The organism is Roseovarius halotolerans (assembly GCF_900172255.1).
Classification (GTDB): Bacteria; Pseudomonadota; Alphaproteobacteria; order Rhodobacterales; family Rhodobacteraceae; genus Roseovarius; species Roseovarius halotolerans.
In genome coordinates, this window is record NZ_FWFU01000004.1 from 476108 (window position 1) to 491837 (window position 15730).

Sequence of the window (15730 nt, forward strand, 5' to 3'; positions counted from 1 at the left end):
TCCCCTCAGCCCTGCCCGGCCCATAGCACGGGAATGAGCGTCGCCACCAGCAGCGCAGCCATCACCCAGTTGAACACCCTGAGCCGCGCCGGGTTCTTCAACAGCCGCCGCATCTGCTGGCCCAGCACCGTCCAACTGGTGGTGCTCACAAGCGAAACGGCCACATAGATCCCCGCCACCCACAGCACAGCCACCAGATCCCGGCTCGCGGCGTAAAGCGTGATCGCCGAAAGCGCCATCGACCAGGCCTTGGGATTGACCCATTGAAACGCCGCCGATTGCAGAAAGGTCAAGGGCCGCCCGCCCGCCTGCACCTCGCTGGGCGGCGCGGCATTGGCGATCTTCCACGCCAGATACAACAGGTAAACCACACTCAGCACCCGCAGAATCGCATAGCTGGCGGGCCACAGATCGAACACCTGCATCACCCCGATCCCCACCAGCGCGACCATCGCCGGAAAGCCAAGGCCGATCCCCAGCATATGCGGCACCGAGCGCCGGAATCCGAAATTGGCGCCCGACACCATCAGCATCAGGTTGTTGGGTCCCGGCGTGATGACCGTGACAAAGGCGAATGCGACCAGCGCAGGGAGTAATTCGAGTGTCATGGCCGCAATCCTATGCGCCCATCCGCGCATTTGAATTGCGTTCTTTTGCGTCAGATGGATTTCTATGCAATGATTCGCCACAATGGATAATATCGACGACCATATATTGCGCGAAATCTCCCGGGATGGGCGCATCAGCAATCTCGAGCTGGCCGAGCGCGTCGGGCTCTCGCCCTCGGCCTGCCTGCGCCGGGTCGCGGCGCTGGAACGCTCGGGCGTGATCACCGGATATCGCGCGGTGCTCGACCGCGCCGCGCTTGGCGTCGGCTTCACCGCCTATGTCACGGTTGGGCTCAATGCCCATACCAAGGCCAGCCAGGAAGCCTTCGAGCGCGCCATGTCCCGCGCCCCCGAAGTGGTGGAATGCCACAATATCACCGGCGCGGTGGAATATCTCCTGCGGGTCGAGGCCGCCGATCTCGCCGCCTACAAGAGCTTTCACACCGATGTGCTGGGAACATTGCCGCAGGTGAACGCCATCACCTCATATGTGGTCATGGGCTCGCCCAAGGACGAACGCGCCTGACCACATGAAAAGGGCCGGAATGAACCCGGCCCCTTCTTCTGTTCCGAAAAATCCCGGGGGGAGTCGCGCCCCGGCGCGGCAGGGGGCAGCGCCCCCCTAGACCCGGCCCTTCCACGGCACCAGCCATTTTTCGGCCTTGCGCATCAGGATGTCGATGCCATAGCCGATGATGCCGATCAGGATGATCCCCATGATCACGATATCTGTCAGCTGAAACCGGCTCGCGACCATGATCATCATGCCGGCACCCTTTTCGGCGGCGACGAGTTCGGCGGCCACCACCGTGCCCCAGCAGACCCCCATCGCCACCCGCGCCCCAGTAAAGATCTCGGGCAGCGAGTTGGGCATGATGACATGGCGCATCAATTGCCACTTGCTGGCGCCCAGGGAATAGGCGGCATGCACCTTGGAAATCGCCACGCCCGACACGCCTGCGCGCGCCGAAATGGTCATGATCCACAGTGCGGCCAGGAACAGCAGGATGATCTTGCCGCTTTCACCGATCCCGGCCCAGATGATCACCAGCGGGATCAGTGCCAGCGGCGGCACCGGGCGCATGAATTCCACGATCGGGTCGAACCAGCCGCGGAACCAATCGCTCAGCCCCATCGCATAGCCCAGCGGAATCCCCACCAGCGCGCCAAAGAAGAAGCCCACGATCACCCGGAACAGCGACCAGTAGAGATGCTCCCAGAGGGTGAAGTTCTGATAGCCCTGGCTGGCGATCTCGCCGACACGGGCAACCACGGCCTCGGGTGCGGGCAGCCATATCGGCTCCATCTGCATCCCCTTGGCGGGGCTGAAATTGAGCGACCCCTTGGAGGTGATCGCCACCTCGCCGTCGGCGACTTTTACGGTATCGCCGGGGCCGGCAGGCTGGCCGTCGATCGCCACGATCTTTGCACCCTCACTGCGCTTCGCCTCGTCGTTCTTGTCCATCAACAACAGTTCCGAACGCCACGCGCCCACGGTGATCGCATCGTTCTTGGCAAACCCGTCGCCGGGTTCGATCTCAGGCTCTTCCACGGCCTCGCCCACCTTGAACACGCGCGCATAAACCGTCGCATCGTCCCGCGCGCCGTCCGGGGCCTCCAGCGTATAGGTGAACTGCGTATCGCCCACGAAGGGGCCGGGCGCATGGATCGGCACCCAGTGGCTGCCGGTGAACGCCCCCCAGAGCAGGAAGATCGTCACCACCGAGATGACGCTGGCCCAGCGGTCCGGGCGCACGGCGCTTTCATCGCCGAAGGTCACCGTCTTGAGGGATGTGAAATCCCTGCGCTGCATCGCGCCGCGCAGCAGCTTGCGCACGACAAAGAACGAAAGGGCGAAAACAGCGATATAAATGAGCAGAAGGGTCATCAGGCTGTCTCCTCGGTGCGGCCCATGATCTCTTCTTCCATGTCCCAGATCATCGACAGGATCTCTTCGCGCTTCTGGCCGAATTCGGGGTTCTTCTTGACCTCGCGCAGGTCCTTACCGACACCCTCATCGGCGAAGGGCAGGCGATATTCCTTGTGGATGCGCCCCGGTCGCGGCGCCATCACCAACAGGCGTTCGCCCAGCAATAGCGCCTCTTCGACCGAATGGGTGATCAGGATGATGGTCTTGCCGGTCTCTTTCCAGAGCTTCAGCACCAGCCCCTGCATCTTTTCGCGCGTCAGCGCATCGAGCGCGCCCAACGGTTCATCCATCAGGATCACGTCAGGGTCGTTGGCCAGGCAGCGCGCCAGCGCCACGCGCTGCTGCATCCCGCCCGACAGCTCATAAACCGCCTTGTCCTTGAAATCCTTCAGCCCCACCACCTCGAGCAGGTGATTGACCGAATCCGTGTAATCCGCCTTGCTCCGCCCGGCCATGCGCGGCCCGAAACTGACATTGTCGCGCACGCTCATCCACTCGAACAGCGCGCCCTGCTGGAACACCATGCCGCGTTCGGCATCCGGCCCTTTGACCTGATGATCGTCCAGCATGATCCGCCCCTCGGTCGGGGCGAGGAACCCTGCCAGGATATTCAGAAGCGTGGTCTTGCCACAGCCCGACGGGCCGAGCACGCTCAGAAGCTCTCCGCTTTGCAGTTCAAGCGTCACATCCTTGAGGGCCTGCACATGGCCGCCCCCCGGCAGATCGAAACGCATCGATATGTTTTCGATTGATAGCGTCGACATCCCGCCCCCGTTCTGGTTGTTGATCTGGTTGCTGAGGTCTCAATTCGCACGGACCCGGACGCATATGGCCCGGATCCGCGCTTCGGGATGGTCGCTTACTGACCGGCTGCCTGCTGGAGCGGCCCGACATTCACGTTGTTTTCATAGGTGTCGAGCGCGGCGTCGATGCTGCCGGCCTCCACGAAAACATCCGCAACACCCTTCATGAACTCCTGCGCGCCGCCGCCCAGCCATTTGGCGGTCAGCTGCTCTTCGACCGACGGAAAGACAAAGGTGTCGATGGTGGCCGCGGTGGCCTCGACATCCATGCCGCTGTCCTTGGCGATGACCGGCAGCATCTTGTCCCGGTTGGCCGGATCGGCCCACATCGCGTTGGCGTCGCCCGTCACCTTCAGGAATGCCGCGACCACGTCGGGGTTCTCGGCGATGAAGTCCGAGGGGCCGCTGGTCACGTCAAAGACGAGAATGCCCAGCTCTTCCTTCTCGGCGCCGGTCAGCAGGACGTTGCCATGCTCCTTGGCGCGCCGCAGGCTGCCGCCCCAGCCGCAGAACATGTCGACCGCGCCCTGCGCGATCGCCGCCGCACCTTCGGGCGGGGCCATGTTCACGATATCGAGCGAAGCGAGGTCGACGCCGAAATGGTTCATCTGCTTGAGGAAGCCGTAATGCGCCGCCGTGCCCAGCGGCACCGCCACCTTCTTGCCCGCCAGTTCACCGGCATTGTTCTTGTCGATCTCAAGCGCCTCGGCAACGACGCAATTGTCGTTATCCGAATAGGACACGGCCACGTCGACCACCTGAAGGTCCTGCCCGGCGCTGGTGGCGACCACGAAGGGCGGCACGCCCTGGCTGACCGACAGCTGCACATCGCCACTGGCCATCGCCGCGCTCATCGCCGTGCCGGTATCGAAGGCGCGCCAGTTCACCGTCATGCCCAGCGCCTCGTCATAGGTGCCCTGAACCTTGGCGTATTGGAACGGCATCGGCCATTCGAGGAAATAACCGACCGTCAGCTCTTCAGCATTGGCAACGCCGGCACCTGCCAGCATGGCCGCCCCGGCCACAGCCGACATCAGTCTTGTCTTGATTTTCATGTGAGTTTTGCTCCCCTTGGTTTTCTTTTCTGTCCTGTCCGGGTCACCCCCGGCGCGATGCCGCGCATGCTACATCAGCAGGAACTTATCCGATCCGCAATCTGTATTGCCCCGTTATCCGAGCCGAAATTCGGACTCCGATCAACGCTTTTATGGCATTTGCCCAAGGATTTCGGCTTTCATGAAATCGCCATTTGGGGAAGATGCACGAAATTGCAGCGGCTTTCCCGGCATATAGCGGTCAGGGCTTTCCCCCGCCGGGCATTTTGGCGATAGTCAAAGCTGTCAACTGGCCCTATCCGAAACACCGGATTCGAGGCTCAATTGTGGAAATTCGATCAAACCGGCCCTGGCCCGCCCCATACATGCGGCCAATGACCAGACCGGCGCAACCTGATGGAGCATCTCATGATGGACGGAAACCTGCCCAACGACATCGAAAAGATCGTCGAAGCCGATCGCGCGCATGTCTGGCATCACCTGACACAGCACAAACCCTTCGAGACCGGCGAGCCCCGGATCATCGTCGAGGGGCGCGGCATGCGCGTCTGGGACCAGCACGGCAAGGAACATATCGATGCCGTCTCGGGCGGTGTCTGGACGGTGAACGTGGGCTATGGCCGCGAACGCATCGCCAACGCCGTGCGCGACCAGCTGATCAAGTTGAACTATTTCGCAGGCTCGGCGGGTTCGGTGCCCGGCGCGCTGTTCTCCGAAAAGCTGATCTCAAAAATGCCGGGCATGAGCCGCGTCTACTATACAAACTCGGGCTCCGAGGCGAACGAGAAAGCCTTCAAGATGGTCCGCCAGATCGCGCACAAGCGTTACGGCGGCAAGAAGCACAAGATCCTGTATCGCGAGCGCGACTATCACGGCACCACCATCGCCGCGCTGTCGGCTGGCGGCCAGGATGAGCGCAATGCCCAATATGGCCCCTTCACACCCGGTTTCGTGCGTGTGCCGCATTGCCTTGAATACCGCGCGCAATGGGATCTGTCCGGCGAGGAATACGGCCAGCGCGCCGCCGACGCCATCGAGGAAGTGATCCTGGCCGAAGGCCCCGATACCGTCGGCGCGCTCTGCCTCGAACCCGTGACCGCGGGCGGCGGCGTCATCACCCCGCCGCCGGGCTACTGGCCCCGTGTGCAGGAGATCTGCCGCAAATACGACATCCTGCTGCATATCGACGAGGTCGTCTGCGGAATCGGGCGCACCGGCACATGGTTCGGCTATCAGCATTACGGCGTCGAACCCGATTTCGTGACGATGGCCAAGGGCGTCGCCTCCGGCTATGCCGCGATCGCCTGCTGCGTGACGAACGAAAAAGTCTTCGACATGTTCAAGGAAGACGCCAGCGATCCGATGGATTACTTCCGCGATATCTCGACATTCGGCGGCTGCACGGCGGGTCCGGCGGCGGCGCTGGAAAACATGGCCATCATCGAGGAAGAGGGTCTGCTCGAAAACACCGTGGCTATGGGCGATTACATGCTCGACCAGCTGAACGCGCTCAAGGACAAGCATGAAGTCATCGGCGACGTGCGCGGCAAGGGCCTGTTCCTTGGTGCCGAACTGGTTGCCGACCGCGCCAGCAAGGAACCCGTCCCCGAGAAACAGGTGCAGGCGGTCGTCGGCGACTGCATGGCGCAGGGCGTGGTGATCGGCGCGACCAACCGCTCGATCCCCGGTTTCAACAACACGCTGTGCTATTCGCCCGCCCTGATCGCGCGCAAGGACGATATCGACCAGATCATCGAGGCAACCGACAAGGCGCTGACCAAGGTCTTCGGTTGATTTCCTGACAGATTCAGGTTCCCCACCTGCCCCGGCATCTTCGCATGCCGGGGTTTTTTCTTGCCGGGGCAATGCGGTGCTCGGCGCAGTTTCGCCTTGCACCCCCACGCCGGGGCTGGCTCATTCGCGGTCAGGCGCGACTCATCCCGAGGTGCCGGCTGACCAGATGAACAGGAGCCACATGAAACCGAAACTTTTCCTTCTTCTCGCCCTTTCCCTTGCCGCCTCGCCCGCCGCGGCCCACCTGCCGCCCGGCGAATACGGCTCGTTCATGGCGGGGGTCACGCATCCGCTCTTCGGGCTCGATCACGTCCTGGCGATGATCGCGGTCGGCCTCTGGGCGGCGCAGATCGGCGGTCGCGCCCTCTGGCAGGTGCCCACGGCGTTCGTTGGTGCGATGCTGGCCGGTTTCGGTCTGGCGCTGATCGGGATGCCCCTGCCCTTTGTCGAGCCGATGATCCTGGCATCCATCATGCTGCTGGGCCTTGTGGTGGCGCTCGCGCTGCGCCCCTCGGCTGGCTGGGCGATGGCGCTGGTCGCCGGTCTGGCGCTGTTTCACGGTCATGCGCATGGCGGCGAACTGGGCAGCGCAGCGGCGCTTCAGTTCGGCGCGGGTTTCGCGCTGGCGACGGCGGGGCTGCATCTGGTCGGACTGGCGGTCGCGCTGCTCTTTGCGCGCGCGCTGCGTGCCGGCTCCGGGCTGGTGCTGCGCGCGATGGGCGCCGCCACAGGCCTGGCCGGTGCGTTGATCGCCCTCGGTTGAACCCTGCGCTGTTAACCATTCATTGACGGTTCGGGGCGCGTGACGGGCGCGCGCCCCGTTAACCTCTTGGTTCACGGTGCAGGAAACCGACGCGATACCGATGCAATGCCGACGCGATGCCGATCACGGATTTCGCTTGTTAATCAAACCGATATCACCGTTTCGCCCCGCCTTCAGCCATCATGCACCGCGCGGCTGTCCACGGGCGCCTCGTCGCGCTCATGCTTCCCGTAATCCCGGATCACGCTGACCACCCGCAGCCGGTAATCCGCGAACATCTCGTTGCGCCCGGCCTTCTGCGCGCCCCTGTGCGCCTCCAACTGACGCCAGCGCTCCACCGCCGCCTCATCCTCCCAAAAGCTCAGCGACAAGAGCTTGCCCGGAGTGGTCAGGCTCTGGAAGCGTTCGACACTGATAAAGCCTTCGACCTGTTCGGCCAGCGGGCGCATCCTGGCGGCCATGTCAAGGTAAGGCCCCTGCTGGCCCTCTGCCGGTTCAACCTCGAATATCACGGCGATCATGATGTGCCTCCTGTCCTGCGCGTTGCCCGACCATCCCCCGGCAAGGCGCACCATTCAAGCCCCGGCGAATCTCCGGTAACGGCCGTCGCGCACGCATGGCGCGCAGAGCGCGGGCGCAAATACATGCCTTGCGTGCATAAGACCAGATTGCCACGCGGATAAGTCCAATCTATCCTGACCGCATGGCCATTTCAGTCGAAACCTTTTTCCTCAATCCCGATGCCGAAGGCACGCTTCAGGCGAAGATCCAGCAGATGATCGCCGAAGGCATCCTGTCAGGCCGCTTTCGCAAGGGCGAGAAGCTGCCAAGCTCGCGCAAGCTGGCGCGCCATCTGGGCGTCAGCCGCATCACGGTGACATTGGCCTATACAGAATTACAGGCCAGCGACTATCTCGAAGCGCGCGACCGCTCGGGCTATTTCGTGTCCCAGAACGCCCCCGAGCCGCCCGAATTCGACGCCCGCGCGCCGGGGCGCGATACGATCGACTGGTCGCGCGCATTGGGCCGGCGCTTTACCGGCGGCAACACGCCCGAGAAGCCGCAGGACTGGTCGCGCTACCGCTATCCCTTTGTCTTCGGGCAGACCGACCCGTCGCTGTTCGATCATGCCAACTGGCGGCACTGCGCGCTTCAGGCCCTTGGGCAGAAGGATTTTCAGGCGCTGACAACCGACTATTACGATCAGGACGACCCCAAGCTGATCGAGTTCATCTTGCGCCACACCCTGCCCCGGCGCGGCATCCTGGCCCAACCCGACGAGATCCTCGTAACGATGGGCGCGCAGAACGCGCTGTGGCTGACCGCGCAGGTCCTGCTGACCCAAAGACGCACCGCCGCCATCGAAGAGCCCTGCTATCACGCGCTGCGCGATATCCTCATGCAATCGCGTTGTTATCTTGCCTCGGTCGACGTGGACCGCGACGGACTGCCGCCCGCCGATCTGCCGCGCTATGCCGATGTGATCTTCACCACGCCCAGCCACCAGGCACCGACCAACGCGACCATGCCGATGGCCCGCCGCAAGGCGCTTCTGGAAAAGGCGCGCGAGATGGACGCGCTCATTGTCGAGGACGATTACGAGTTCGAGATATCCTTCTTGCGCTCGCCCCTGCCGGCCCTGAAATCGCTCGATACCGATGGGCGGGTGATCTATGTGGGCAGCTTTTCCAAGTCGATCTTTCCGGGTCTGCGGCTGGGGTATCTGGTGGGCTCGCGCCAGTTCATCCGCGAATGCCGCGCCCTTCGTGCCAGCGTGCTGCGCCACCCGCCGGGCCATATCCAGCGCACCGCGGCCTATTTCCTGAGCCTTGGTCATTACGACAGCCTGATCCGGAGGATGGGGCAGGTCTTTGCCCGTCGCAGGCAGGTGATGGAACAGGCCCTCGCGGATCACGGGCTGGGCGTCGAGGGGCGCGGCGTGTTCGGTGGCTCCTCGATCTGGATGCGGGCGCCTGATGGCGTCGACACCGCCGAGCTGGATGAACGTCTGCGCGCGCGCTCGGTGCTGATCGAACCCGGCCAGCCATTCTTTCGCGGCCCCGCCGCGCCACGCAACTATTACCGCCTGGCCTATTCCTCGATCCCCTCCGAACGCATCCCCGACGGAATCGCGATCCTGTCCGAAGAACTGGCCCACCTGCGCCGACTGGCTCTATGATGGCAAGCATTCTGGCCCTACTTCCTGTCTCCCCCCCAGCCTAGTTTCCCCCCAACCCAAAACCCCAACACCCCCCTCTGCTCAGGAGAACTCCTATGAAAATGACCACAGAAGAAGCCTTTGTGAAAACACTCCAACGGCATGGGATCGAACATGCTTTCGGGATCATCGGGTCGGCGATGATGCCGATTTCGGATCTGTTTCCGCAGGCGGGAATCATGTTCTGGGATTGTGCGCACGAGGGTAGCGCCGGGATGATGGCGGATGGCTACACGCGCGCGACCGGCAAGATGTCGATGATGATCGCGCAGAACGGCCCCGGCATCACCAATTTCGTGACCGCTGTGAAGACCGCATATTGGAACCACACCCCGCTGCTGTTGGTGACGCCGCAGGCGGCCAACAAGACGATCGGCCAGGGCGGCTTCCAGGAGGTCGAGCAGATGGCCCTGTTCCAGGACATGGTCGCCTATCAGGAAGAAGTGCGCGATCCGACCCGCGTTGCCGAGGTGCTGGCGCGCGTGATCTCCCAGGCCAAGCGCCTGTCGGGTCCGGCGCAGATCAACATTCCGCGCGATTACTGGACCCAGGTGGTCGATATCGACCTGCCCGAGGCGCTGGAATTCGAGCGCTCGCCGGGTGGCGAAGGTTCGGTGGAGCGGGCTGCGAAACTGATGTCCGAGGCGAAGAACCCGGTCATCCTGAACGGCGCGGGCGTCGTCCTTTCGGATGGCGGGATCGACGCCAGCAAGGCGCTGGCCGAACGTCTGGATGCACCTGTCTGTGTCGGCTACCAGCATAACGATGCCTTCCCCGGCTCGCATCCGCTGTTCGCGGGGCCGCTTGGCTATAACGGCTCGAAAGCGGGGATGGAGCTGATCTCGCAGGCAGATGTGGTGCTGTGCCTTGGCACGCGCCTCAACCCATTCTCGACGCTGCCGGGCTATGGCATGGAATACTGGCCCAAGGACGCCAAGATCATCCAGGTCGACATCAACCCCGACCGGATCGGCCTGACCAAGAAGATCGAAGTCGGTATCGTGGGCGATGCCGCCAAAGTGGCCAAGGGCATCCTGGCACAGCTTGCCGAGACGGCTGGCGACGCGGGGCGCGATGCCCGCAAGGCGAAGATCGCCGAGACCAAATCCCGTTGGGCGCAGCAGCTCAGCAGCATGGATCATGAGGATGACGATCCCGGCACCACCTGGAACGAGCGCGCGCGCGCCGACAAGCCCGATTGGATGAGCCCGCGCATGGCATGGCGCGCAATCCAGTCCGCATTGCCGCGCGAGGCGATCATCAGCTCGGATATCGGCAACAACTGCGCCATCGGCAACGCCTATCCCTCGTTCGAGGCAGGCCGCAAATACCTGGCGCCGGGTCTGTTCGGACCCTGTGGCTATGGCCTGCCGGCGATCGTTGGCGCGAAGATCGGCTGCCCGGACGTTCCGGTCGTGGGCTTTGCCGGTGACGGCGCCTTCGGCATCGCGGTCAACGAGCTGACGGCGATCGGGCGCAGCGAATGGCCCGCAGTGACGCAGATCGTGTTCCGCAACTACCAGTGGGGCGCCGAAAAGCGTAACTCGACCCTGTGGTTCGATGACAATTTCGTCGGCACCGAGCTGGACCAGGAAGTGAGCTATGCCGGCATCGCCCAGGCCTGCGGCCTGAAGGGCGTCGTGGCGCGCAATATGGAAGAGCTGACCGAGGCGCTGAACCAGGCGATCAAGGACCAGATGGAGAATGGCAAGACCACGCTCATCGAAGCCATGATCAACCAGGAGCTTGGCGAACCCTTCCGTCGTGACGCCATGAAGAAGCCCGTTCAGGTCGCCGGAATCGACAAGAACGACATGAAGCCCCAGAAGGTGTGATGGCAGACGCACCCGACGCAACCACCCCGAGGCCGGTCGACCTTGTGCTTGCACAAGACCCGGCCCCGGCGGCGAAAATCGCCTTGAGCGAAGGCAGCGACCCCCGCGTGGTAGCGGGGGCGCTGGCGGCGCGCAGGGCCGGGATCGCCGGTATCATCCTTGTGGGCGACGAAGCGGGCGTGCGCGCCGCGCTGGCCACCGAAGGGGGCAGCGACGGTGACGGGATCGAGATCCACGATCCCGCCACATCGCCGCTGACCGAAGATTTCTCCGCCGCATATCACGACCTGCGCCGCCATAAGGGCATTGACGCGGCCGCCGCGCAGACCGCGGTGCAAAGCCCTCTGGTCTATGCCGCGATGCTGGTGCGTCAGGGCTATGCCGACGGCACCGTGAGCGGCGCCGTGACGACCACCTCGGACGTCGTGCGCACCGCCCTTCAGGTCATCGGCAAGGCGCAGGGCGCCGCGATGGTGTCCAGCTTTTTCCTGATGTATCCGCCCGAACACGCCACAGGCGACGCGCGCGCCATGCTGTATTCCGATTGCGGGCTGGTCATCGATCCCTCGCCCGAGGAACTGGCCGCGATCGCCGCCAGCTCGGCCGCATCCTGCCGGGCGCTGATGCGCCAGGAGCCGAAAATCGCCATGCTGTCCTTTTCCACCAAGGGCAGCGCGCGCCATGCCTGCGTGACCAAGGTCACTGACGCGCTGAAGCACCTCAAGAGCAGTCACCCGGATTTGCAGGCCGATGGGGAGCTACAGTTCGATGCCGCCTTCATGCCCTCGGTCGCGGCCTCCAAAGCGCCGGGTTCGGATGTGGCGGGGCATGCCAATGTCATGATCTTCCCCAATCTGGACGCCGGGAATATCGGCTACAAAATGACCCAACGGCTGGGTGGATATGCGGCCATCGGGCCGATTCTGCAGGGCCTTGCAAAACCCGCCAACGATCTTTCGCGCGGCTGTGTCGCGCAGGATGTGACCGAGATGATCGCAGTGACCGTATTGCAGGCCCGCGCCTGATCCGAAAACCGGGGCAGAGATCCCGGACAGACCTCAAGCAACCGCCATGTCGGGCGTCAGACGATGCCCCGCCGTGACCGACGCCAAAACAGGGAACGCCCGATGACACATCACCAGCCCAAGATCGAGACCTCGCCCAAGGTGTCCGACGAGGTGCGCAAGACCACCTGTTACATGTGCGCCTGCCGCTGTGGCATCAACGTCCACATGAAGGATGGCAAGGTCGCCTATATCGAGGGCAACCGGGACCATCCGGTCAATCGGGGTGTCCTGTGCGCCAAGGGCAGCGCCGGGATCATGCAGCATAACGCCCCCTCGCGGCTGCGTGCGCCGATGAAGCGGGTGGGGCCGCGCGGCTCGGGCGAATTCGAGGAAATCAGCTGGGACGAGGCGCTGAAGATCGCCACCGGCTGGCTTGCGCCGCTGCGCGCCGAAGCACCCGAAAAGCTGGCCTTTTTCACCGGGCGCGATCAGTCGCAGAGCTTCACCAGCTACTGGGCGCAGAACTTCGGCACGCCGAACTATGCCGCGCATGGCGGGTTCTGTTCAGTCAACATGGCAGCGGCCGGCATCTACACGATGGGCGGCGCGTTCTGGGAATTCGGCCAGCCCGACTGGGATCATACCAAGCTGTTCATGATCTTCGGCGTCGCCGAGGACCATGACAGCAACCCCATCAAGATGGGCATCGGCAAGATCAAGGCGCGCGGTGCCAAGGTGATCGGGGTCAATCCGATCCGCTCGGGTTATAACGCGGTGGCCGACGACTGGGTCGGCATCACCCCCGGAACCGATGGGCTGTTCATCCTGTCGCTGGTGCACGAGCTGCTGCGCGCCGGGCGGATCGATCTGGATTACCTGGCACGCTACACGAATGCGCCGGTCCTGGTGAACATGGATCCCGAATCCCCCGAGCACGGGCTGCTGATGCGCGACGAGGACGGCAAGACGCTGGTCATCGATCGCAAGACCGGCAAGCTGACGCCGTTCGACCAGAAAGGCGTGCAGCCTGACCTCTCGGCCAGCTACCGGCATGGGGGTGTCACCCACAAGCCGGTCATGCACCTGATTGCGGAACGCTACATGGATTCGCAATACGCCCCCGAGGCCGTGGCCGGGCGTTGCGGCATCAGCGCCGACAAGATCCGCACCATTGCCGCCGAACTGGCCCGTGTGGCCTTTGACGAGGAAATCGTGCTCGACCAGGAATGGACGGATTTCCGGGGCGAGACCCACAAGCAGATGAAGGGCCGCCCGGTTGCGTTCCACGCGATGCGCGGGATTTCGGCGCATTCCAACGGGTTCCAGACCTGCCGTGCACTGCATATGCTTCAGATCCTGCTGGGGTCGGTCGAGGTGCCCGGCGGTTTCCGCTTCAAGCCGCCCTATCCCAAGCCTGTCAGCGCCCACCCCAAGCCGCACAGCGCGGTGACACCGGACAAGCCGCTGGACGGCCCGCATCTGGGTTTCGTGCAGGGGCCGGACGATCTGGCGCTGAAGGACGATGGCAGCCCGGTGCGCATCGACAAGGCGTTTACATGGGAAAACCCGATGTCGGCGCATGGGCTGATGCATATGGTGATCTCGAACGCCCATGCCGGCGATCCCTACAAGATCGACACGCTGTTCATGTACATGGCGAACATGTCCTGGAATTCCAGCATGAATACGCGCGGCGTGATCGACATGCTGACGGACAAGGATGAAAACGGCGAGCATGTCATCCCGCATATCATCTATTCGGATGCGTATAGTTCGGAGATGGTTGCCTATGCCGACCTGATCCTGCCCGATACCACCTATCTGGAGCGCCATGACTGCATCAGCCTGCTGGACCGCCCGATCTGCGAGGCGGATGCTGCGGCAGATGCGATCCGCTGGCCGGTGGTCGAACCCGACCGCGATGTGCGCGGCTTTCAATCCGCGCTGTGCGATCTTGGTGCACGGCTGGGCCTGCCGGGCTTCGTCAATGCCGATGGCAGCCAGAAATACGCCGACTACGCCGACTACATCACCAATCACGAGCGCAAGCCGGGCATCGGCCCGCTGGCGGGCTGGCGCAAGGGCGAGACCGGCCCAAGCCACGGGCGCGGCGCGCCCAATCCCGAGCAGTTGGACCGCTACATCGAGAATGGCGGCTTCTTCGTGAAACACATCCCCGACGCGGCCAGCTACTACAAGCCGTGGAACATGGCCTATCAGGACTGGGCGGTGGAGCTGGGCATCTTTGACAGCCCGCAGCCCTATATCTTCGACCTCTATGTCGAGCCGCTGCGCCGCTTCCAGCTGGCTGCCGAGGGCCACGGCGAACGCCAGCCTCCGGACCACCTGCGTGAACGCATCCGCGAAACACTGGACCCGCTGCCGATCTGGTATCCGCCATTCGAGGATGGCGGCATCGATACCGAAGAGTTCCCGGTTCACGCCCTGACGCAGCGGCCGATGGCGATGTATCACAGCTGGGGCAGCCAGAATGCGTGGCTGCGCCAGATCCACGGGCATAACCCGCTCTACCTGCCGACCGGGCTTTGGGAGGCGAACGGCTTTGCCGATGGTGACTGGGCGCGTGTCACCTCGGCACATGGCGAAATCACCGTTCCCGTGGCGCATATGGCCGCGCTCAACGAAAACACGGTCTGGACCTGGAACGCCATCGGCAAGCGCAAGGGGGCCTGGGCGCTGGACAAGGACGCGCCCGAAGCGACCAAGGGTTTCCTTCTGAACCATCTCATTCACGAGTTGCTGCCGGCCAAGGGCGACGGGCTGAGATGGGCCAATTCGGATCCGATCACCGGGCAGGCGGCATGGTTCGACCTGCGTGTGAAGATCGAAAAGGTGGCCGCCCCCACCGAAAGCCAGCCCGGCTTGCCGCCGATCCACTCGCCGGTGGGCCAGGGCCCCGATCATCTGGAATGGAAGGTGGGCAAATGACACAGCTGCCAGACCGCACCGAAAAGAAGCTCGGCCTTGTAATCGACCTGGACACCTGCGTCGGCTGCCATGCCTGCGTGGTGTCCTGCAAGGGCTGGAACACCGAGAACTACGGTGCACCCCTATCGGATCAGGACCCTTACGGCAGCGCGCCCACCGGCACGTTCCTCAATCGCGTGCATTCCTACGAGGTTCAGCCCGAGCAGGGCACTGCGCAGCTCATTCATTTCCCGAAATCATGCCTGCATTGCGAGGACGCGCCCTGCGTCACCGTCTGCCCTACGGGTGCCAGCTATAAGCGGGTCGAGGACGGGATCGTTCTGGTCAACGAGACTGACTGCATCGGGTGCGGCCTCTGTGCCTGGGCCTGCCCTTACGGCGCGCGCGAACTGGACGCGGCCGAAGGCGTCATGAAGAAATGCACGCTATGCGTCGATCGCATCTATAACGAAAACCTGCCCGAGGAAGACCGGGTGCCGGCCTGCGTGCGCACCTGCCCGGCGGGGGCGCGGCATTTCGGCGACCTGGGAGACCCGGACAGCGACGTGTCGCAGCTGGTCGAGGCGCGAGGCGGTGTCGACCTGATGCCCGAGCAAGGCACGAAACCGGTCAACAAATACCTGCCGCCACGCCCCAAGGACCAAATGGACCGCCCCGCAGCGCAGCCCGAAGGCGATATCGACGTGCTGGCGCCATTCCTGAAGCCGGTAGCCGAAGAGCCGAAGGGCTTCATCGGCTGGCTCGACAAGGCATTGGAGAAACTCTGAC

Annotated in this window: 13 protein-coding genes; 8 read left to right on the forward strand and 5 right to left on the reverse strand. The window is 63.6% G+C overall.

Features of this window, described 5'->3' with window-relative positions; translation table 11 throughout:
- Nucleotides 1-5: 5 nt before the first annotated feature.
- A complete protein-coding gene (locus ROH8110_RS17105) occupies nt 6-608 on the reverse strand; it encodes a LysE family translocator (RefSeq protein WP_085818949.1) in 603 nt (200 codons plus the stop codon).
- Between the two features lie 82 nt (nt 609-690).
- Here ROH8110_RS17105 and ROH8110_RS17110 point away from each other — a divergent pair, with 82 nt between their 5' ends.
- Nucleotides 691-1134, forward strand: a complete 444-nt coding sequence (locus ROH8110_RS17110; RefSeq protein ID WP_085818950.1) for an Lrp/AsnC family transcriptional regulator — start codon at nt 691-693, stop codon at nt 1132-1134.
- Nucleotides 1135-1230: 96 nt separating this feature from the next.
- Here the strand turns inward: ROH8110_RS17110 and ROH8110_RS17115 are convergent, their stop codons facing one another.
- The 3 genes from ROH8110_RS17115 to ROH8110_RS17125 all read right to left on the reverse strand — a co-directional run bounded on the left by ROH8110_RS17115 (nt 1231) and on the right by ROH8110_RS17125 (nt 4396).
- On the reverse strand, nt 1231-2496 hold the full coding sequence (locus ROH8110_RS17115; protein WP_085818951.1) for an ABC transporter permease: 1266 nt from the start codon (nt 2494-2496) through the stop codon (nt 1231-1233).
- Nucleotides 2496-3302, reverse strand: a complete 807-nt coding sequence (locus ROH8110_RS17120) for a taurine ABC transporter ATP-binding protein (RefSeq protein WP_085818952.1) — start codon at nt 3300-3302, stop codon at nt 2496-2498. The genes ROH8110_RS17115 and ROH8110_RS17120 overlap by 1 nt, the downstream gene beginning before the upstream one ends.
- A 95-nt stretch (nt 3303-3397) precedes the next feature.
- Nucleotides 3398-4396, reverse strand: a complete 999-nt coding sequence (locus ROH8110_RS17125; protein ID WP_085818953.1) for a taurine ABC transporter substrate-binding protein — start codon at nt 4394-4396, stop codon at nt 3398-3400.
- 411 nt (nt 4397-4807) lie between these two features.
- On the opposite strand from ROH8110_RS17125, the gene ROH8110_RS17130 reads away from it, so the two are divergent.
- Together ROH8110_RS17130 and ROH8110_RS17135 are read left to right on the forward strand one after the other, a co-directional pair.
- On the forward strand, nt 4808-6190 hold the full coding sequence (locus ROH8110_RS17130) for an aminotransferase family protein (RefSeq protein WP_085819074.1): 1383 nt from the start codon (nt 4808-4810) through the stop codon (nt 6188-6190).
- 181 nt (nt 6191-6371) lie between these two features.
- The gene (locus ROH8110_RS17135) at nt 6372-6953 is read left to right on the forward strand and encodes a HupE/UreJ family protein (protein WP_085818954.1); all 582 of its coding nucleotides are present in this window, start codon (nt 6372-6374) and stop codon (nt 6951-6953) included.
- Between the two features lie 173 nt (nt 6954-7126).
- On the opposite strand, the gene ROH8110_RS17140 is transcribed toward ROH8110_RS17135, so the two are convergent.
- A complete protein-coding gene (locus ROH8110_RS17140; protein ID WP_085819075.1) occupies nt 7127-7474 on the reverse strand; it encodes an antibiotic biosynthesis monooxygenase family protein in 348 nt (115 codons plus the stop codon).
- Nucleotides 7475-7656: 182 nt separating this feature from the next.
- On the opposite strand from ROH8110_RS17140, the gene pdxR reads away from it, so the two are divergent.
- From pdxR to ROH8110_RS17165, 5 genes are all read left to right on the forward strand, one after another.
- On the forward strand, nt 7657-9132 hold the full coding sequence (pdxR, locus tag ROH8110_RS17145) for a MocR-like pyridoxine biosynthesis transcription factor PdxR (RefSeq protein WP_085818955.1): 1476 nt from the start codon (nt 7657-7659) through the stop codon (nt 9130-9132).
- 95 nt (nt 9133-9227) lie between these two features.
- A complete protein-coding gene (xsc, locus tag ROH8110_RS17150) occupies nt 9228-11006 on the forward strand; it encodes a sulfoacetaldehyde acetyltransferase (RefSeq protein WP_085818956.1) in 1779 nt (592 codons plus the stop codon).
- Nucleotides 11006-12031, forward strand: coding sequence for a phosphate acetyltransferase (gene pta, locus ROH8110_RS17155; RefSeq protein WP_085818957.1), 1026 nt, complete (start codon nt 11006-11008; stop codon nt 12029-12031). Before xsc ends, pta begins: the two co-directional genes overlap by 1 nt.
- Before the next feature lie 102 nt (nt 12032-12133).
- Nucleotides 12134-14962, forward strand: a complete 2829-nt coding sequence (locus tag ROH8110_RS17160; RefSeq protein WP_085818958.1) for a molybdopterin oxidoreductase family protein — start codon at nt 12134-12136, stop codon at nt 14960-14962.
- Entirely contained in the window at nt 14959-15729 is a 771-nt protein-coding gene (locus ROH8110_RS17165; RefSeq protein WP_085818959.1) for a 4Fe-4S dicluster domain-containing protein, read from the forward strand. The genes ROH8110_RS17160 and ROH8110_RS17165 overlap by 4 nt, the downstream gene beginning before the upstream one ends.
- Nucleotide 15730: the final 1 nt, after the last annotated feature.